The 17,338-nt window shown below is 71.0% G+C and carries 16 protein-coding genes; 6 read left to right on the plus strand and 10 right to left on the minus strand.

The window, feature by feature from the left end; translation table 11 throughout:
- Positions 1 to 108 precede the first annotated feature (108 nt).
- Positions 109 to 1,551 carry an MDR family MFS transporter gene (locus tag VPH61_RS00345; RefSeq protein ID WP_442879032.1) on the plus strand — a complete coding sequence of 481 codons (1,443 nt, stop codon included), beginning with the start codon at positions 109 to 111 and terminating at the stop codon, positions 1,549 to 1,551.
- A 44-nt stretch (positions 1,552 to 1,595) separates the two neighbouring features.
- On the opposite strand, the gene VPH61_RS00350 is transcribed toward VPH61_RS00345, so the two are convergent.
- The 5 genes from VPH61_RS00350 to VPH61_RS00370 form a co-directional block, all read right to left on the minus strand.
- Positions 1,596 to 2,738, minus strand: a complete 1,143-nt coding sequence (locus VPH61_RS00350) for a HupE/UreJ family protein (protein WP_332061527.1) — start codon at positions 2,736 to 2,738, stop codon at positions 1,596 to 1,598.
- The gene (locus VPH61_RS00355; protein WP_332061528.1) at positions 2,735 to 6,292 is read right to left on the minus strand and encodes a metallophosphoesterase; all 3,558 of its coding nucleotides are present in this window, start codon (positions 6,290 to 6,292) and stop codon (positions 2,735 to 2,737) included. Before VPH61_RS00355 ends, VPH61_RS00350 begins: the two co-directional genes overlap by 4 nt.
- A 262-nt stretch (positions 6,293 to 6,554) precedes the next feature.
- The gene (locus VPH61_RS00360; protein ID WP_332061529.1) at positions 6,555 to 8,012 is read right to left on the minus strand and encodes a lipase maturation factor family protein; all 1,458 of its coding nucleotides are present in this window, start codon (positions 8,010 to 8,012) and stop codon (positions 6,555 to 6,557) included.
- Between the two features lie 179 nt (positions 8,013 to 8,191).
- Positions 8,192 to 9,628 (minus strand): phytoene desaturase family protein, encoded by a 1,437-nt coding sequence (locus VPH61_RS00365; protein WP_332061530.1) that lies wholly within the window; start codon positions 9,626 to 9,628, stop codon positions 8,192 to 8,194.
- A gap of 4 nt (positions 9,629 to 9,632) precedes the next feature.
- Positions 9,633 to 10,373, minus strand: coding sequence for an NUDIX hydrolase (locus tag VPH61_RS00370; protein ID WP_332061531.1), 741 nt, complete (start codon positions 10,371 to 10,373; stop codon positions 9,633 to 9,635).
- A gap of 57 nt (positions 10,374 to 10,430) precedes the next feature.
- Here VPH61_RS00370 and VPH61_RS00375 point away from each other — a divergent pair, with 57 nt between their 5' ends.
- Positions 10,431 to 11,243, plus strand: coding sequence for an MBL fold metallo-hydrolase (locus tag VPH61_RS00375; RefSeq protein WP_332061532.1), 813 nt, complete (start codon positions 10,431 to 10,433; stop codon positions 11,241 to 11,243).
- A gap of 25 nt (positions 11,244 to 11,268) precedes the next feature.
- Here the strand turns inward: VPH61_RS00375 and VPH61_RS00380 are convergent, their stop codons facing one another.
- Positions 11,269 to 11,841 (minus strand): NADPH-dependent F420 reductase, encoded by a 573-nt coding sequence (locus tag VPH61_RS00380; protein ID WP_332061533.1) that lies wholly within the window; start codon positions 11,839 to 11,841, stop codon positions 11,269 to 11,271.
- Positions 11,842 to 11,942: 101 nt separating this feature from the next.
- Between VPH61_RS00380 and VPH61_RS00385 the strand changes: the two genes are divergently transcribed.
- Positions 11,943 to 12,464: a MarR family winged helix-turn-helix transcriptional regulator gene (locus VPH61_RS00385; protein WP_332061534.1), complete on the plus strand. Its 522-nt coding sequence runs from the start codon at positions 11,943 to 11,945 to the stop codon at positions 12,462 to 12,464.
- Positions 12,465 to 12,627: 163 nt separating this feature from the next.
- Positions 12,628 to 13,380 carry an SDR family NAD(P)-dependent oxidoreductase gene (locus tag VPH61_RS00390; protein ID WP_332061535.1) on the plus strand — a complete coding sequence of 251 codons (753 nt, stop codon included), beginning with the start codon at positions 12,628 to 12,630 and terminating at the stop codon, positions 13,378 to 13,380.
- A 16-nt stretch (positions 13,381 to 13,396) separates the two neighbouring features.
- Here VPH61_RS00390 and VPH61_RS00395 read toward each other — a convergent pair whose 3' ends face one another.
- On the minus strand, positions 13,397 to 13,699 hold the full coding sequence (locus tag VPH61_RS00395; protein WP_332061536.1) for a DUF1540 domain-containing protein: 303 nt from the start codon (positions 13,697 to 13,699) through the stop codon (positions 13,397 to 13,399).
- A 165-nt stretch (positions 13,700 to 13,864) separates the two neighbouring features.
- Positions 13,865 to 14,809: a cytochrome b/b6 domain-containing protein gene (locus VPH61_RS00400; RefSeq protein WP_442879033.1), complete on the minus strand. Its 945-nt coding sequence runs from the start codon at positions 14,807 to 14,809 to the stop codon at positions 13,865 to 13,867.
- Between the two features lie 201 nt (positions 14,810 to 15,010).
- Here VPH61_RS00400 and VPH61_RS00405 point away from each other — a divergent pair, with 201 nt between their 5' ends.
- Together VPH61_RS00405 and VPH61_RS00410 are read left to right on the plus strand one after the other, a co-directional pair.
- Positions 15,011 to 15,676, plus strand: coding sequence for a ClpP family protease (locus VPH61_RS00405; RefSeq protein ID WP_332061537.1), 666 nt, complete (start codon positions 15,011 to 15,013; stop codon positions 15,674 to 15,676).
- On the plus strand, positions 15,673 to 16,305 hold the full coding sequence (locus tag VPH61_RS00410; RefSeq protein WP_332061538.1) for a ClpP family protease: 633 nt from the start codon (positions 15,673 to 15,675) through the stop codon (positions 16,303 to 16,305). The genes VPH61_RS00405 and VPH61_RS00410 overlap by 4 nt, the downstream gene beginning before the upstream one ends.
- Here the strand turns inward: VPH61_RS00410 and VPH61_RS00415 are convergent.
- Together VPH61_RS00415 and VPH61_RS00420 are read right to left on the minus strand one after the other, a co-directional pair.
- Positions 16,287 to 16,733: a helix-turn-helix domain-containing protein gene (locus VPH61_RS00415; RefSeq protein ID WP_332061539.1), complete on the minus strand. Its 447-nt coding sequence runs from the start codon at positions 16,731 to 16,733 to the stop codon at positions 16,287 to 16,289. The genes VPH61_RS00410 and VPH61_RS00415 overlap by 19 nt on opposite strands.
- Before the next feature lie 69 nt (positions 16,734 to 16,802).
- The gene (locus VPH61_RS00420; RefSeq protein WP_332061540.1) at positions 16,803 to 17,096 is read right to left on the minus strand and encodes a hypothetical protein; all 294 of its coding nucleotides are present in this window, start codon (positions 17,094 to 17,096) and stop codon (positions 16,803 to 16,805) included.
- Positions 17,097 to 17,338 lie beyond the last annotated feature (242 nt).

A 17,338-nucleotide genomic window follows, 5' to 3' on the forward strand; every position in this document is an offset into this window, starting at 1 on the left:
TTGCCCCCGCCGATGGCCGTGAGCCGCGGCATCCGCGGAATGAATCGAGGCGATCGGCGTTGCTGTACATGGGCCGGCTTCAGCGCGCCCGCACCACCGAGGAGGAACGTGACCGAGACGACTGCTGTGGGATTCCGTTCGGCACGCGGGCCCGTGCTCATCTCGGTGATGCTCGCCACGGGCCTCATCGCGATCGACTCGACGATCCTCGCGACCGCGGTGCCGTCGATCGTCGCCGATCTCGGCGGGTTCACGCAGTTCCCGTGGCTGTTCTCCATCTACCTGCTCGCCCAGGCCGTCTCGGTGCCGATCTACTCGAAGCTCTCCGACACCGTCGGTCGGAAGCCCATCATGCTGATCGGCATCGGCATCTTCCTCGTCGGGTCGGTGCTCTGCGGCTTCGCATGGGACATGACGTCGCTCATCGTCTTCCGCGCGATCCAGGGTCTCGGCGCCGGCGCGGTGCTGCCCGTCTCGATCACGATCACCGGCGACATCTACACGGTGCGCGAGCGCGCCCGCGTGCAGGGGTACATCGCGAGCGTGTGGGCGATCTCCTCGGTCGTCGGCCCCACCCTCGGCGGGCTGTTCGCCGAGTTCGCCTCGTGGCGGTGGATCTTCTTCGTGAACATCCCGCTCTGCCTGATCGCCGGGTGGATGCTCCTCCGCTCCTACCACGAGTCCGTCACCCGTGAGAAGCACCGCATCGACTTCGCCGGGGCCAGCGTGCTGACGATCGCGTCGACCCTGCTGATCCTCGCGGTGCTCGAGGGCGGCCAGGCGTGGGAGTGGCTCTCCTGGCAGTCGATCGGCGCGTTCGCGGTCGGCGCCCTGCTGCTCGTCGCCTTCGTGTTCATCGAGCGTCGAGCGGCCGAACCCGTGCTGCCGCTCTGGGTGTTCTCCCGGCGCCTCATCGTCACGACCTCGCTCATCTCGCTTGGGGTCGGCGCCGTGCTCATCGGGCTGACCTCGTACGTACCGACGTTCCTCGAGTCGACCGCCGGGGCCACCCCGCTCGTGTCGGGGCTCGCGGTCGCCGCGCTGACGCTCGGCTGGCCGATCTCGGCGAGCCAGGCGGGGCGGCTCTTCCTCCGCATCGGATTCCGCCGGACCGCGCTCATCGGACTCGCGGTCTCCGTGCTCGGCTCGGCGGCGCTCGTCGCGGCCTCGCTCACGCCGAACGTCTGGACCACCGCCATCGCGTGCTTCATCGTGGGTCTCGGCCTCGGACTCGTGGCCTCACCGACACTCATCGCCGCACAGTCGTCGGTGCCGTGGTCGGAGCGCGGCGTCGTCACGGGCGCCAACATGTTCCTGCGCTCGATGGGCAGCGCGGTCGGCGTCGCGATCTTCGGAGCGGTCGCGAACGGCGTGATCGCCCGCTCGGGCCTCGGCGAGCACTCCCCCGTCGCGATCCACGGGGCGTCGACGGCCGTGTTCGTGGCGGTGCTCGCTGCCGCGATCCTCACGATCGCCGGCGGCATCGCGATGCCGAACGCGCACGTCGACGACGTCGAGCACCGGCCGGTCAGCGAGCCCGCGAACGCGTGAGCGGCGATGAGCGGATGCCACGGGGCATCCGCTCATCTCAGACCTCAGAACTGCGCGATGATGCGTTCGGCGAACCACAACAGGCCGACCGCCGCGACGAGCGCTCCGACGATCTTCGTCGCCGGATCGGCCGCCGCCGTGCGACGCAGCAGCACGAGGAGCGGGAAGGCGACCGCGATGATCGCCAGCTGCACCGCCTCGATGCCGACGTTGAAGGCGAGGAGCGAGCCGAGCAGCGACCACGACCACTGCTCGTCGATGCCGAGGGCGCTCGCGAATCCGAGCCCGTGCAGGAGGCCGAAGGCGAAGATCACGGGCATCCGATAGCGCGAGGGCACCTCTCGCGCGAAGAAGACGGCCACCGCCGCCGCCACGATCGAGAGCGCGATGACCGGCTCCACGATCGCGGCGGGCACGCTGACGAACCCCAGGCCCGCGATGAGGAAGGTGACGCTGTGCGCGACGGTGAACGTCGTCGCCGCCACGACGATGCCGCGAAGGCTTCGGGCTCCGAGCAGCAACGCGAGCAGGAAGAGCAGGTGGTCGAGCCCGAGGAGCAGGTGCTCGGCGCCGAGCAGGAAGTACTCGCCGAAGTGCGGCGTGGTCTCGACGAGTTCGATCGTCGGTGTCGCCGCCGTGAGGAGCCCGCTGCCTGCCGCGTCGTCGACGCTCCAGGTGATGCGAGTCTCGGTGTCGTGGACGAATCCCTCGAGGTCGGGGAAGAGCGCGCTCGAGGCGGCGAGCGTCGCCTCGTCGTCAGCGCAGCGCGCCGAATAGCGGAGCACCGCGAACGCGCGGCCCGCATCGTCACGGATGTCGCTCGCCCCGGCCCGCTCGAGCGTGCAGCGTTCGGCGCCTGCGTCGATCGCGAAGCGTTCGGTGACGTAGTCGTCGACCGCGTCGGCGTGCTCGGTGAGCTGCTCCCGCTGAACATCGGGGTCGGTGGCCTCGTAGGCCTCGGCGTAGAGCCAGGCCGACTTCATCAGCAGGTCGTACTCGAGCTCCAGCTCGACGGAGACCTCCCCGCCGGCGCGTTCGACCTCGGCGGACGCCGCGGTGGTGGCGTCGTGCGCGACCGCGGACGTCGCCGGCAGCACGACGGCGAGCACGCTCGTGGCCAGGGACACCATGATCGCCGCCGCGACCCGAGTGGACGGGCCGCGGCGGCGGGGTTGGTCGACCGTCATCCGGCAGCTGAACCGTCAGGCTGGAAGTACGGGAAGAGGGGCGAGCTCTGATCCCAGACGCCGGGCTTGCCGCTTCCGTCCTTCGTGACGAACACGGCGGGCTCGGACGTGGTCTCGCCGCCGCCTGCCGACCGAGCGGTGACGATCCAGGCATAGGGGGTGCCTGCCTTCAGCTTCGACCACTCGACGGTCGCGACCGCTCCGGAGGCGACGGTCGCCTCGCCGATCACCGCGATCGGCGAGTAGACCGCGACCGAGTCGGTGCGCAGGCTCGTCGTGCGGCTCGTGAGGTCGATCGGCAGCACCATGTCGTCTTCGGTGCCGTCGTAGCGATGCCGGTCGTCGTACTCGGTCGCGCCGAACTCGTCGAGCAGCGGCGAATAGGTGTCGACGTTCATGATGCCCCGGTCGACGTCGATCTGCAGCAGCCGGAAGAAGCTCGCCCCGAAGCGCAACTGGTCGGTCGGCTGGTACCCGCCGATCTCGGTGAGCCCGAGTCGATCGGCGGAGACCGTGTAGAACTGATAGTCCGCCAGCAGCTCGACGACGCCGTGCTCGATCTCGCCGACGTTCGGCTTGACGTTCGTGCCGACGCCGTGTTCGTGACCCGCGAGAATCAGGAACACGTTGGGGTTCTGCGCGACGACCGTGTTGTAGAGCATCGAGCCGTCGGGTGCCGAGAACGGTGCGTTGCGCCCGTCGGGCTGGGTGCTCGGCGCCAGGTAGTCGTGCGAGAGCAGTACGCCGTTGCGGCCCGGGAAGCGGGCGAACACGCTGCCAGCCCATTCCGCCTCTTCGCGCGTCACGCCGTACGAGAGCCCGACGACCACGAAGTCGAGGCCACCCGCCGAGAACAGGTCGTAGTGGTTCTGGTTGTCGCCCTCGCGCCACGGTCCGCCGTATTCGGCGTGGGCCCACCCTGCGGATGCCGCCGCATAGCGGTCGGGTCCGTAGTACCGGTTGAAGATCGCCTCGGCGCCGTTCTCGGTGCCCGACTGGTTGTCGTGGTTGCCCGCGATCACGCCGTTCGGCACGCCGGCCGCATCGAGCACCGCCTGCTGCCGCGACGAGACCTCGAACTCGCCGATCACCTGCTGCTCGAGCTCGGGCGTCGCTGGCTTGCGGATGTTGTTCTCGATCACGTCACCGGTGTGGGCGACGTACGAGATCTTGCGCGAGTCGGCGTTGTCGGCGATCCAGTCGACGATGCCCGAGTAGGCCGATTCCCAGACCGCACGTTCCTCGGGCGTCTCCTGTTCGACGGCGCCCTCCGAGATGTACTGGGTGTCGGTGAAGTGGGCGATCGAGAAGTCGTAGCTCGCCGGGTCGGCGAAGCCGTTGGGGTCTCCCGCTTCGAGGTCGTCGGCGAAGGGATCTTCACCGGTGACCATCACGTGCACCTGCTGTCCGTCGAGGTAACGGTCGTCGACGTGGGCTGCGAGCACCGTGTCGGCATCTGCTGCGCCGCGCGCACTCGCCAGCACGTCCCACGTGCCCGACTCGAGGTTCCACGCGCGGAGCGATGCGAGCCGGTCGGGGTCGATGCCGCCCGCCCAGCGCAGCACGGGCGACTGCACCTGCCCCTTCACCATCACGTCGAACCGCTGGTAGGCGACGTCGCGGGATCCGTCGGTATCGAGCGTACGGCCGTCACCGGGCGCGAGCGCCGAGGGACCGGTGACCTTCTGCTCGCCCTCGACCGAGAGTGTCGTCGGCACGCTCGGGGAGCTGCCGTGCCACACCTGGTTCGGGGTGAGGATCTCGGCCTGCGAGAAGGTCGCGGTGACGTCGCCGCCGTCGGGCTCCGCGACCCGCGCCGAGAGGCTGACGGTGCCGCCCGCGTCGATCGTGCCCGGCGCCGGGGCGAGTTCCGACGGGGCGTCGGGGATGCCGGCGGAGGTGAAGACGATCTCGTGCGACACCGCGTTGCCGAGGCCGTCGACGGCGCTGACCACGAGGGTGTGCTCGCCGGCGCCGAGGCCCGGCCCGATCGGCGACGCGAGGGCGATGGCGGTGCCGTCGAGCGTGACGTCGGGGCCCGAGAGGATGCCCGAGGGGTCGTCGAGCTGCACGTCGAGGGCGACCGCCGAGGTGATCGTCTGGCCGGCCGCGGGCAGGCTCGAAGACAGGGCCGGGCCCGAGTTGTCGGTCACGATCGATCGCGTCGCCACCTCGCCGCTCGTGGAGGCCGCCGCGATCGTGTGGGCGCCGTCGTCGAGGGTCGTGGTGTCGAGCTCGGCCCGCAGGCCCTGCGCGGCACCCTCGACGGTGAACTCGAGCGTGACCTCGCGGAGCGCGCTCGAGCTGCTGCCGCAGTTGCCGTCACCCATGCTGTAGCTCGGGCGCACTGCGACGCCGGTGGCGGTGCCGCTCGCGGAGGAGAGCGCGATGGTCGACACGGCGAAGTCGTCGCGGTTCACGCCGCAGGCCGCGTCAACGCCGCCGGTCACGAGCTGCACGGTGTTCGCGCCGGGCTTCAGCCACTCGTTCGGGAAGGCGACGTCGACCCGCCGGTTCACGTAGTCGCCGCCGAGGTCCTGCCGCATGCCGTTCACGAGCAGGTGACTGCGGTAGCGCGCCTCGATCGAGTTGGACCCCACGTTGAAGCTGAACGCGGCATCGCCGGCGCCGAGCGTGGCGAAGGCACCGACGTCGGCGCCGTCGACGGTGAGCGAGGCGACCCCGGACGCTGCGGCGACGGGCTGGGTCGCGAAGACCTGCTGCACGGCCTTGGCGATCGTGCCGTCGGCGGGGGTCACGTACGGCGCGCCGGTCGGGGCGTTGTTCACGTTGACCACGCTCGAGGTGCTGGCACCCGAGGTGGTGGTCGCGACGATCATGTGCTCGCCGTTCGCGATGGTCGTCGTGTCGAGCTCGGCCGTGAGCCCGGTGGCGCCCTGGGGGTCGCCGAGCACGAAGAACGAGAGTTCGGCGCTGAGGCGAAGCGACGTGTTCGAGCCGCAGCTGCCGTCGCCGAACGAGTAGCTGTACTCGTTCTCTTCACCGTCGGCGATCTCGCCGAGTAGCTCGAGGCCGATGTTGGAGAGCACGAAGTCGTCGTGGTTCACGCCGCACGACGAGTCGATCGTTCCGGTGACGATCTCGACCGTGTTCTCGCCCTGCACGAGGTACTCGTTCGGCACCTCGAGGTCGACCCGCTCGTTCACGGAGTCGTCGAGCTCGATGCGGTGCTCGCCGTTCACGAGCACGTGGTTGCCGTAGCGCGCCTCGATCGAGTTCGTGCCCACGTCGAAGCGCAGGTACGAGACGCCGACCGTCGCAGTGGTGTCGAGCGCGGCACCATCGAGCGTGAGGCTCGTGACGTCGTCGTCGACGGTCACCGGGGTCGACGCGATCGTCTCGAGGCCTTCGAGGAACGCCCCGGTCGCGGGCACGAGTTGCGGCGGCGCCGGCTCGGCCGGTGCCGGCTTCGGCTTCGCAGCGGTGCTCACCGTCGAGTTGGCGGCCACCGCCGTCTCATCGGTGATCGGCGCGGCGATCGCCGCCTGCGTCGGCACGAGCGTCGCGGCCCCGAGCACGGCGACGATCCCCATTGCGATGGCTGCCCCCGCCGAACCCCTGCCCCTGCCCTGCACGTTCCTCCAGCGCATTCCGCACCCTCTCCAGCGTCGCCGTCCCGGCCCCCGCGGCGAGCGCGAGGAGTTCCGGGTGACACGTTGGCGGCGCAGGGTGAACGGACGGGGTGGCGCGGTCGACGCGCCGGCGACGGAACGGGGAACGCTGCCCGCGCGGGGCACTCGCCGCCGCGGGGTACGCCATCGCTACACGGTCTCAGCCCATGGACGGCGCTCGGTCTCAGCGCAGCCCCGATGCTGGCACGACCTCGCCCTCGAGCGTGCGCACCCACCGGTCGCCGGTCGCCCGGAACTCCGCCCGCGTCGTGAACCGGTAGTGGTAGGCCCGCGCACGGATCCAGCGCGGGGCGGCGCCGTCGAACGGATCGGTGTCGAGCAGCGCGAGCGTCGCGGCATCCGCTTCGAGCAGTCGCAGCAGGAACACCTCGAACCAGGGCTCCCACAGGCGGCCGAGCGGCAGGAACCACATCAGCCAGTCGAGGCGCAGGTGGTACGGCGCCCACTGCCGCGGGATGCGGCGGAGGTCGCCCGGCTTGCCCTTGAACGCGTACTCGCGCCACTCGGTGTCGGGCGAGTCATCGGGCGCAGCGTCGGGATCCTCGGCGAGCGTGCCCTCGACGACGATCTCGATGCGCCGCTTCGTGACGGTGCCGAAGGCACCGTAGGCGTTCACGAGCATCCACCGGTTGAACGACGCGTTCATGAGCTGATGCCGGGAGAATAGGTTCCTGATCGGCTGCACGCTGAGCACGACGAGCAGAGCGGATGCCGCGAGCACCACGACCGCCCACCAGATCGGCGTCGCCGCGGCATCCGTGCCCAGATCGCTCGGAATCGCGGGGATGAGCCAGTGCCAGGCCGAGTCGGTGACGGCGGATGCCGCGAGCACGACCGTGATCCAGTTGAGCCACGCGAAGTTGCCGGTCACGATGAGCCAGAGCTGGGTGAGGATCACGATCGCCGCGGCCGACGAGCCGACGGGGCCCGGCACGAAGAGGAGGAACGGCACGACGAGCTGCGCGAAGTGGTTGCCGAGCACCTCGCCCTTGTGGAACCACTTCGGCAGCAGGTGCGCCTGCCGGCTGAGCGGGCCCGGCATCGGCTGCGTCTCGTGGTGGTAGGTGAGCGCCGTGAGGTCGCGCCACTCGCGCCCGCCGCGGATTTTGATCATGCCGGCCCCGAACTCGAGCCGGAACACGAGCCACCACACGGCGACGACGATCGTGAGTGGCGGCGGCTGATCGTTCGAGCCGAGGAACGCGACCGTGAAGAGCGCCTCGCAGAGGAGCATCTCCCAGCCGAAGCCGTAGAAGGTCTGGCCGACGTTCACGATCGAGAGGTACAGGATCCAGAGGGCGAGGAAGACGAGGAGCGCCACCCACGGCGGGCCGAGCTGCGGCAGGCCCAGAACGACGGATGCCGCGAGCACGAGCCCTGCGACGGCGACTGCGACGAGGCGCCGGTCGGTGTAGCCCCAGCGGAAGACGGTCGGGCCGCGCAGGCGCGACGCGCGCTCGAGCAGCTCGGGCACCGGCAGCAGTCCGTGCTCGCCGAGGAGCGGCCGGAACTGGTTCAGCGTCGAGAGGAAGGCGACGAAGGCGAGCACGCCGACGCCGCGCTGCAGGATCTGCCGTGCGATCTCGTAGTCGTGCGCGTCGAACCAGGCGGTCCACTCCACGCTCCCACGCTACGCCTCATCCGCGGGTTGAGGAGGCGCGCCAGCGCCGTCTCGAAACCGCGAGACGAACGTCGAGCGGGTTGAGGAGGCGCGCCAGCGCCGTCTCGAAACCCACTCCGAGCGAGCGGGTTTCGAGACGCTCGCTTCGCTCGCTCCTCAACCCACGGGTGGAGACCCGGTCAGCGCAGTCCGAAGCGCTCACGCAGGGCGAGCTTCGCCGCGAACCAGCCGTTCATGCCGTGCACCGCGGGGCCGGGCGGCGTCGCGCTCGAGCAGAGGTAGACGCCCTCGACCGGCGTGCGCCACGGTTTCGGCGACACGACCGGCCGCTTCAGCAGTTGCGCCAACGTGAGCTCCCCCGAGTAGATGTCACCGTCGACGTAGTTCGCGTTGTACCGGCCGAGCTCGGCCGCCGAGCTCGACGCCGAGGCGAGCACGACATCGCGGAAGCCCGGCGCGAAGCGCTCGACCTCGGCCGTGACGAGCTCGGTCGCGTCGAGCGTCGACCCCGCCGGCACGTGCGTGTAGGCCCAGAGCACGTGCTTTCCCTCGGGCGCGCGGCTCGGGTCGGCGACCGTCGGCTGCGTCACGAGCACGTACGGATGCTCCGCTCCCCCGCCGCCGGCGACGCCGGGCTGGTAGCCGCGGGCCACGGCGTTCTCGGCCGCCGCGATCTCGGCGCGGCTGCCGCCGAGATGCACGGTGGGCGCGAGGCCCACCTGCGCGTTGCGCCACGGCACCGGACCGCTCAGGGCGAAGTCGACCTTCGCCACGCCCGAGCCGTAGCGGTAGCGGCGGAGGGCGCGAGCGTAGCGGCCGGGAAGTTCGGCGGTGAAGAGCAGCTCGGGCGAGGTGTCGAGCAGCACCACGCGTGAACCCGTCACCTCGGCGAGCGCAGCCACCGGGGCATCCGTCACGATCTCGCCGCCGCGCGCGCGGAGCTCGTCGGCGAGCGCGTCGGCGATCGTCTGCGACCCGCCGACCGGCAGCCCCCACCCGACCCCGTGACCGTGCATCGCGAGCAGCATCCCGGCGCCCGCTCCGGAGAGCGACGGCATCGGCCCGGCCGCGTGCGCGACGACGCCTGTGAGCAGTGCAGGCGCGACGTCGCCGACGAAGCGGGCGTTCCACGCCGCGGTGCCCTGCTCGAGCGCGCGCAGGCCGAACTTCACCGCGGCGATCGGGTCGCGCGGCACGCGCAGCAGCTGAGAACCCGTGAAGTCGACGACCCCTCGGCTTCGGGCGAGGACTGGGGCGAGCAGGCTCCGCCAGGCGGCGCCGTCGGCCTCGAGGCCGTCGGCGGTGCGATCGAGGTCGCGCCAGGCGACACCGGCTCGCCCGCCGTCGAGCGGATGCGCGTAGGAGACCTCGGGCACCACCCAGTCGATGCCGTCGAGGAGCCCCAGCTTTCGAAACACGGGCGAGGCGAGACCCGCGGGATGCACCGTCGAACAGACGTCGTGCCGGAAGCCGGGCAGCGTGAGCTCGGCGGTGCGGAGGCCCCCGCCGATCGTCGGCGCCGCCTCGAGCACCCGAACCGAGAGCCCGGCACGCGCGGCGACCACCGCGGCGACGAGCCCGTTGGGCCCGCTCCCCACGACCGTGACGTCGGTCACGAGATCAGAATCCGGCGCCGAGGGTGTTGACGTAGATCCACGGCAACCGGTCCATCATCAGCCGATGGCGATTGCCGTCGGCGTCGGGCGCGTCATCGGGCACCGAGGGGTCGCGGGCCTCCCGCTCGTGCTCGGCCACGAACTCGGCGTCCTCCTGCCAGAGGATCATGCGCCCGTCGTCGACCGCCTTCGCGACGAAGGGCTGCACCGAGCCGCTCCGGAGTTCGGCGAGTGCCGCGTCGACGGATGCCGCGTGCGACAGCCCGTGCAGGGTCACCCAGGTCGGCGGCCACAGCGTCATGCCGCCGGCCGCATGCCGGTCGAGCGCGTCTTCGGGGCGGAGCCAGGCCGCTGCCTCGACCTCGTCGGGTGCGAGGCGCAGCTCGCCGTCGGGAACGCGCACGGCGAAGAACGTCGTCGTGAGCCGCTTCGGGGCGCGGGCCGGCGGCGTCCAGTGCGAGAAGGGCACGAGTTCGTCGCCGTCGAGCACGAGTCCGACCTCTTCGAACGTCTCGCGCACCGCGGCCCGGCGGGCGGCGTCGATGCCGTCAAGCGGGTCGCCCGCGGCATCCGCTTCATCGACTGCGCCGCCCGGGAAGACCCAGGCACCTGGGAACGAACCTCGATCGCGCGGTCGCTCGGCGAGTAGCACCTCGACGCCGCGTTCACCGTCGCGCAACAGCACGACGGTCGCGGCGGCGCCGGTGGCCGCCGGGTTCGTCAGTGACTCGAGCTCGCTGTTCATCACCTCAGACTATGACCCGGCACGCCGGCGCGCACGGGCGCCGATACACTTTCGGGCATGGTTCAGGCTTCCGCCGCCGGCGATCGCGTGTCGACGTTCGCCCGTCTCGTGCTGGCACCGAACGCCGGGCCGATGACGCTCGACGGCACGAACTCCTACGTGCTGCGGGCACCGGGTTCAGACGGGGTCGTCGTGGTCGACCCCGGGCCGTCCGACACCGCGCACCTCGCGGCACTGGCCGAGGCCGGCCACGTCGAGCTCGTGCTCGTGACCCACCACCATCCCGATCACACCGAGTCGCTCGCCGTCTTCCACGAGATGACGGATGCCCCGGTGCGCGCGATCGACGCGGCGTTCTGCTTGGCCGGGGCACCGCTGGCCGACGGCGAGCGCATCAGTGCGGCGGGCCTCGAGATCGACGTGGTCGCGACCCCCGGGCACACGGCGGACTCGGTGTGCTTCTCGCTGCCCGGCGACCGCCTCGTCGGCGGCGACGACACGCTCGGCACGGTGCTCACGGGCGACACGATCCTCGGGCGCGGCACGACGATCATCGCCGACCCCGACGGCGCCCTCGGCCCGTATCTCGACTCGCTCGAGGTGCTGCGCACCCTCGGCACGCCTGGCCCGGTCGGCGTGCTGCCGGGCCACGGCCCGGTGCTGCCCGACCTCGCGGCGATCTGCCGCGCCTACCTCGCGCATCGCGCCGAACGACTCGACCAGGTGCGAGCGGCGCTGCGCGAACTGGGTGCCGGCGCCGGGCCGGCTGCGGTCACCGACCTCGTCTACGCCGACACGGATGCCTCGGTGCGAAGTGCAGCCGAGGCATCCGTTCGAGCGCAATTGGCCTACCTGCGGAGCGAGGGCTGAGGCAGCGACGCGCGAGGCGTGCGGGCTACGCGACGAGCGCGATGCCGGCGTTCCAGCCGACCTTCTCCTGCACGGCGAGGGTGAGCTGCAGGAAGCCGACGGCCTCGAGCTCACGAGCCCGCGCGAGGCGGCCGGCGTCGACGGCGTTCACGCCGCCCGCGCGCACGACCTCCGCGAGGGCGAGCTTCGCGTCGTCGTCGTCACCGGCGATGAGCACGGTGGTGGGGTTCGCGCCGACGGTCTTCGCGGCGAGCGTGGCGGCGAAGTTCGTGTTGAAGGCCTTCAGCACCTTCGCGTCGGGCAGCGCCGCGGCGAGCTCGCTCGCACGCGAGCCGTCGGCCGGCACGACGAGCGAGTCGAAGGTCGAGAAGTCGAGCGGGTTCGTGATGTCGACGACGACCTTGCCGGCGAGCTCGGCACCGCGCGCGGCGACGATCTCGTCGATCGCGGTGTGCGGCACGGCGAGCACGACGATGTCGCCGGTGATCTGCTGGGAGGCGCCCCGCCCGATGAACTCGACGGTGTTGCCGCCTGCGGCGACGATGCCGCCGATGGCGGTGCCCATGTTGCCGTTTCCGATGATGCTGACGGTCGTCATGTCTTTCCTCTCCGCGCCGTTCGACGCGATTACTTGTTGCGACAACCAACACTGTACGCGCATTCAGTTGTTGCGTCAACCAATGCGGTAGACTCCCAGACATGACGGAAGAGACGAGGTGGCTGGCCCCCGAGGAGTCGGCCGCATGGGTGCGCCTCGTGGCGCTCGCCGAGCTACTGCCCGGCGCCCTCGACGCGCAGCTGCTGCGCGACGCCGGACTCACGCACTTCGAGTACGGCGCCCTCATGGCACTCGGTGCCGCGCCGTCGCGCACCATGCGCATGACCGAGCTCGCCTCACGCACGAACGCAACGCTCCCCCGCCTCTCGCACGTCGCCAAGCGCCTCGAGGAGCGCGGGCTCATCGAGCGCTTCCCGTGCCCTGAAGACCGGCGCGCCACGAACGCCACGATCACCGCGGCAGGCCTCGACCTCATCTCCGAAGCGGCCCCCGGCCACGTCGAGACCGTGCGCGCGAACGTGCTCGACGCACTCGAGCCCGAACAGCTCGAACAGCTCTACGTGATCGCCGGCGCGGTGCTCGCCCGGCTCGACCCCGAGGCGCGTCTGTCGGCGACCTCCTGCCAGTTCAGCGAAGGCCCCGTCGACCACCTCGTGGCCTGAGCCGGGCGTCGATCAGACGCCGGCAGTCCGAGCGCACGGCAGCGGAAATCGGACCTCGTCCACGCAGGGTCCGAATCCCGCCAGAACGTCGTCGCCACGGCGAGCAGGATCGGAAGCACGACTCGACCCGGCCCCTGCGCCGGACCGGAAGGACGTGCCATCCATGAGCACCATCGAATTGAGCACCATCGCCTTGATCACCGGCGCCAATCGCGGACTCGGTCTCGCGACGGCGACCGCGCTCGCCCGCACCGGCGCCACGGTCATCATCGCCGGACGCGACTTCGAGGCCGCCAGCGCCGCGGCCGAGGGACTCGTCGCGCAGGGCCTGCGCGCCGAGCCGCTCGAGCTCGACGTCGCCTCGCCGACGAGCGTCGCCGCCGGCGCCGCCGCGGTCGAGTCCCGGCACGGGCGTCTCGACATCCTGGTGAACAACGCCGGCATCCTGCCGGAGGCGACCTCGGAGACCGAGCACGAGTTCGTCGACCTCGGGGCGTTCGCGCGCACCTTCGAGACGAATGTGCTCGGCGTGGCGACGGTGACCGAGAAGTTCCTGCCGCTGCTTCGCCGCAGCGACGCCGGCCGCATCGTCAACGTCTCGTCGACCATGGGGTCGCTTCGCGATCAGACCGACGAGAATTCGCCGTACTACTCGAGCGTCGTGCCCGCCTACCAGGCGTCGAAGGCCGCCGTGAACAGCATGACGATCGGCCTCAGCAAGCAGCTCGCCGGCACTCGACTCAAGGTGACGTCGGTCTGCCCCGGTTGGGTGCAGACCGACCTCGCGCCCGGAAATCGGGAGCACGCGCCGACGACCGCCGAGGAAGCGGCTCGGGTCGTCGTGACCGCCGCGACCCTGCCCGCCCATGCCGCATCGGGCACGTTCATCGACAGCGCAGGGCCCGTCGCGTGGTGAGGGTCGGAGGCGAGGGTCAGCGCGGGTCGTAGGTGAGGCAGTCCGCGTCGACCGCGCCGGGGCCGACGCGCACCGATGGCGCGGTGCACTCGAGCGAGCTGTTGTGCACGCACTCCGCACGCTGGCAGGCGCCGACGTGCGTCACGACCTTGTCGAGACCGCCCTTGCTGCCGAGCGGGATGAAGGTCGCGCACTCCGCGTCGCCGACCGAGCCGCCGATCGTGACCGCGGCGGCATGGCAATGGGAGTGGTCGTTGTAGGAGCATCCGGCCACCGAGCATTCGGCGACGGCGGGCAGTTCGTCGAGCGTCATGCTCATGGTGGCCTCCCGGCTGGTGTGCGACTCGTTGACCGCGATCGTACGCCCGCCGGCGCGCCGCCCGCAGCATCCGAGGCCAGAAATTCCGCAGATCAAGGGGACTTTTTTCTGAGGCCAGCCTTACCTATCCGGCGCCCCGGACCGCCGGCACGGTCGCCCGACCGTTCAGCGCGAGACGGTGCCCATGCGGCTCGCGATCGGCTTCAGCACGGCGGGTCGCACGGCAAACCAGCCCCCGATCATGATCGCGAGCGACACCGCGAAGATCGCGAAGCCGAGCCACGATGCACCGTCTCGCGCGGCGAACATCGCGTCGAGGTTGCGCAGCGCACCGGTCGCGAAGACGAGGGTCACGTGCACGATGACGAAGGCGACGAAGACGAGCATCACCGGGTAGTGCACCGACTTCGCGAGCTTCGCCGGGTAGAGACGGTTGAGCCGCTCGGCACGCTGCGGCCACACCGACGAGAGCCGCAGGCCCGTGAGCACCGCGAGCGGGGCGACCACGAAGACGATCGCGAAGTAGCTGAGCACCTGCAGGCTGTTGTAGTTCACCCAGGCGTGCTCGACGGGCCAGTCGAGCGAGGCGTACTGCAGCCCGGCCGAGACGGCGTTCGGCCAGATGTCGGCACTCGTCGGCACGATCCGCATCCACTGCCCGGTGACGAAGAGCAGCACGATGAAGACGATGCCGTTCGCGACCCAGAGCGCGTCGACGGTGTAGTGCAGCCAGAGGTGGATGCTGACCTTCCACGGCGGGTTCTTCGTGCGGACGAGCCCGTCGTTGCGACGCACCCAGCGGGCCGGCGGGCGGCCGCCCTTGCGCAGCAGCAGACCCGAGCGCACGAGCAGCACGAGGAAGAACGCGTTCAGGAAGTGCTGCCAGCCGAGCCACGCCGGGAAGCCGACGGGCGCCCCCTCGGGCAGCGGCGTCGTGCCGGGGTAGCGCGTGAGGAACTCCTGCACCGCGGGCTGGGCGCGCAACCAGATCGCGGCGAGCACGACCCCGCCGAGCAGCACGACGCCGGCGAACACGGCCAGCGCGACGGGCAGCCACCTGATGCGTCGACGAGTCGCGTGATGCGCGGTCGGGTCGGTGAGGCGGGTCACCGGAGTATTTTGGCATGACCGCCCGAGCACTCGCCGAGGTCGACGACCCGGAAGGTCACGGATGCCGCGGCTCCCGCCGAACCAGGGCACAACTCGGCCGATCTGCCCACGGCAGCACTGCTCACGGCAGCACTGCTCACGGCAGCACTGCTGTCAGCGGCATCCGCCCCACGCCGCATCGGCCCGGCGCACGCTGGGGGCATGAGCGAACACGACTCCCCACCGATCCACCCCATCGACGCCGAGCTCACGAGGCGGCTCTTCCACGAGCGCATCATCGTGCTCGGCGACGAACTCGACCAGGCGGGCGGCAACCGCCTCATCGCGCAACTCGTCACGCTCGCGGCCGACGACCCGCGGCGCGACATCCGCTTCTGGATCAATTCACCCGGCGGCTCGGTGTCGGCGATGCTCGCGATCGCCGACGTCATGCGCTCGATCCCGAACGACGTCTCGACGATCGCCATGGGCATCGCGGCGAGCGCGGGGCAGTTCCTGCTCACGGCGGGCACGAGGGGCAAGCGGTTCGCGCTGCCGCACGCGCGCGTGCTCATGCACCAGGGCTCGGCCGGCATCGGCGGCACGGCGGTCGACATCGAGCTGCAGGCCGACGACCTGCGCTACACACGGGACACGGTGCTCGCCATCACGGCCGAGAACACCGGGCAGCCCATCGAGCGAATCGCAGAGGATTCGCTCCGCGACCGCTGGTACTCCGCGACCGACGCCGTCGACTACGGCTTCATCGACGCCGTCGCCGACGGCTTCGGCGAGATGTTCCCGGGCAGTGACCGGCCGCAGGTGGGGCTTTCGGCAGCCACGGGAACGGCACGAGCAACAGCAACCGGAACAGGAGCAGCGTCATGACGAGCTACACGATCCCCTACGTCGTCGAGAAGCGAGGCAACAGCGAACGCTCGCTCGACGTCTACAGCCGGTTGCTCTCGGACCGCATCGTCTACCTCGGCACCGAGATCGACGACGGCGTCGCGAACGTGCTCATCGCGCAGTTCCTCCACCTCGCCTCGGAGTCGAGCGAGACGCCGATCAGCCTCTACCTGAACTCCCCGGGCGGTTCGCCGGGCGCGGCGCTCGCGGTCTACGACACGATGCAGCACATCAGGCCGGATGTCGCGACCACGTGCGTCGGCCAGGCGGGCGGGCCCGCCGCGGTGCTGCTCGCCGGCGGCGCGAAGGGCATGCGGGCGATCCTGCCGCACGGCCGCGTCGTGCTGCACCAGCCGTCGACGCAGGGGCGCGGCACGATCCCCGACCTGATCCTGCATGCCGACGAGGTCGTGCGCGTGCGCGCCGAGCTCGAGGCGGCACTCGCGGCCGACACGGGCCGCGACGCATCCGCGCTGCGCCACGACACCGATCGCGACCTGATCCTGCCGGCCGCTGCGGCCGTCGAGTACGGACTCGCCGACCACGTGCTGACGGCGCCGGGCCAGCTGGCCGGTTCGGCCGCTCCCGCCTACGCGGCGAGCAGGTAGGCCGAGGGCCCGGCGGGCGCGTGAAGGCCGCCGGGCTCGACCGCGTCGGCGCGGAACGCGAGCGAGGTCTCGATGCGAACCACCTCACGGCGCTCGGCTTCGCGGCGCTCGGCCTCCCGCCGCTCGCCGAGCAGCAGGCCGACGCGTTCGACGACGTCGACGAGGTCGAGCCCGAGCGCCTCGGCGACCGAGCCGAGCACCTCCGACGAGGGCTCCTTGCGGCCGCGCTCGACCTCGGAAAGGTACTGCGGCGAGACGCCTGCGGTCGCCGCGACCTCGGTGAGGATCCGCTCCTGCTCGAGCCGCTCACCGCGGAGCACCTCGCCGAGCGCGTGCCGCCAGAGCGGTTTCGCGCCGGCTCGACCGGACGCACTCGACGTCGGGCCCTGCGGCCCGTTGACCCGTGTGAACTCGACGACCTTGCCCATGTCGAGAGGCTAGCCGCGGCATCCGCTCGCCGTCAGGCCGATCCGCTCAGAGCAGAACGCCGAGTGCGGTTACGCGGGAGCGTTGTCGGGGTCGAGGGTCTCGAGCGAGTCGTCCTCGACCGCGTTGTCGGCCTCGAGGTCGTTGGCGTCCTCGCCGTCGGCGCCCCGGTTCGCCGCCTCCTCGGCGGCATCGTCCTCGGCGGTCTTCAGGTCGGCGACGTCCAGGTCGGCGAGGTCCATCTCGGCGGTGTCCTGCTCGGCGATCTCCATCTCGTCGGCGGCGGTGCGCTCGGCAGAGTCACTGACGCCGGAGTCGGCGTTCCGAGGATCGTGTCGCTGCGTCGTCTCTCGTGGGTCGGTCATGATGCCTCCTCGATCGGGATGGTTCCAGCGTGGGCGGCGCACCGAGCGTCGTCAACGGGTTGACGGCGTGGTGCGCCCGGTGCTGGCGCTCGCCCGCGCACCCGTGCAGAATGAACCCACTGACGTGGAGGTGCGCGATGTCGACGGAGACCGTGATCTGGTCGATTCTCGGAGCGTTCATCGCGGTGGGGGGCCTGCTGGGCCTCGCCGCGATCTGGGCGCTGATCCGACGGCCGCGCGAG

The organism is Agromyces sp. CCNWLW203 (assembly GCF_036576125.1).
Lineage (GTDB): Bacteria > Actinomycetota > Actinomycetes > Actinomycetales > Microbacteriaceae > Agromyces.

Excerpts from the sequence above, each read along its gene's own strand:
- VPH61_RS00350 (WP_332061527.1), bottom strand. The coding sequence starts at position 2,738 with ATGACGGTCGACCAACCCCGCCGCCGCGGCCCGTCCACTCGGGTCGCG.
- VPH61_RS00410 (WP_332061538.1), top strand. The coding sequence starts at position 15,673 with ATGACGAGCTACACGATCCCCTACGTCGTCGAGAAGCGAGGCAACAGC.
- VPH61_RS00375 (WP_332061532.1), top strand. The coding sequence starts at position 10,431 with ATGGTTCAGGCTTCCGCCGCCGGCGATCGCGTGTCGACGTTCGCCCGT.
- VPH61_RS00355 (WP_332061528.1), bottom strand. The coding sequence starts at position 6,292 with ATGGGGATCGTCGCCGTGCTCGGGGCCGCGACGCTCGTGCCGACGCAG.
- VPH61_RS00415 (WP_332061539.1), bottom strand. The coding sequence starts at position 16,733 with ATGGGCAAGGTCGTCGAGTTCACACGGGTCAACGGGCCGCAGGGCCCG.
- VPH61_RS00380 (WP_332061533.1), bottom strand. The coding sequence starts at position 11,841 with ATGACGACCGTCAGCATCATCGGAAACGGCAACATGGGCACCGCCATC.
- VPH61_RS00370 (WP_332061531.1), bottom strand. The coding sequence starts at position 10,373 with ATGAACAGCGAGCTCGAGTCACTGACGAACCCGGCGGCCACCGGCGCC.
- VPH61_RS00420 (WP_332061540.1), bottom strand. The coding sequence starts at position 17,096 with ATGACCGACCCACGAGAGACGACGCAGCGACACGATCCTCGGAACGCC.
- VPH61_RS00385 (WP_332061534.1), top strand. The coding sequence starts at position 11,943 with ATGACGGAAGAGACGAGGTGGCTGGCCCCCGAGGAGTCGGCCGCATGG.
- VPH61_RS00390 (WP_332061535.1), top strand. The coding sequence starts at position 12,628 with ATGAGCACCATCGAATTGAGCACCATCGCCTTGATCACCGGCGCCAAT.
- VPH61_RS00405 (WP_332061537.1), top strand. The coding sequence starts at position 15,011 with ATGAGCGAACACGACTCCCCACCGATCCACCCCATCGACGCCGAGCTC.
- VPH61_RS00395 (WP_332061536.1), bottom strand. The coding sequence starts at position 13,699 with ATGAGCATGACGCTCGACGAACTGCCCGCCGTCGCCGAATGCTCGGTG.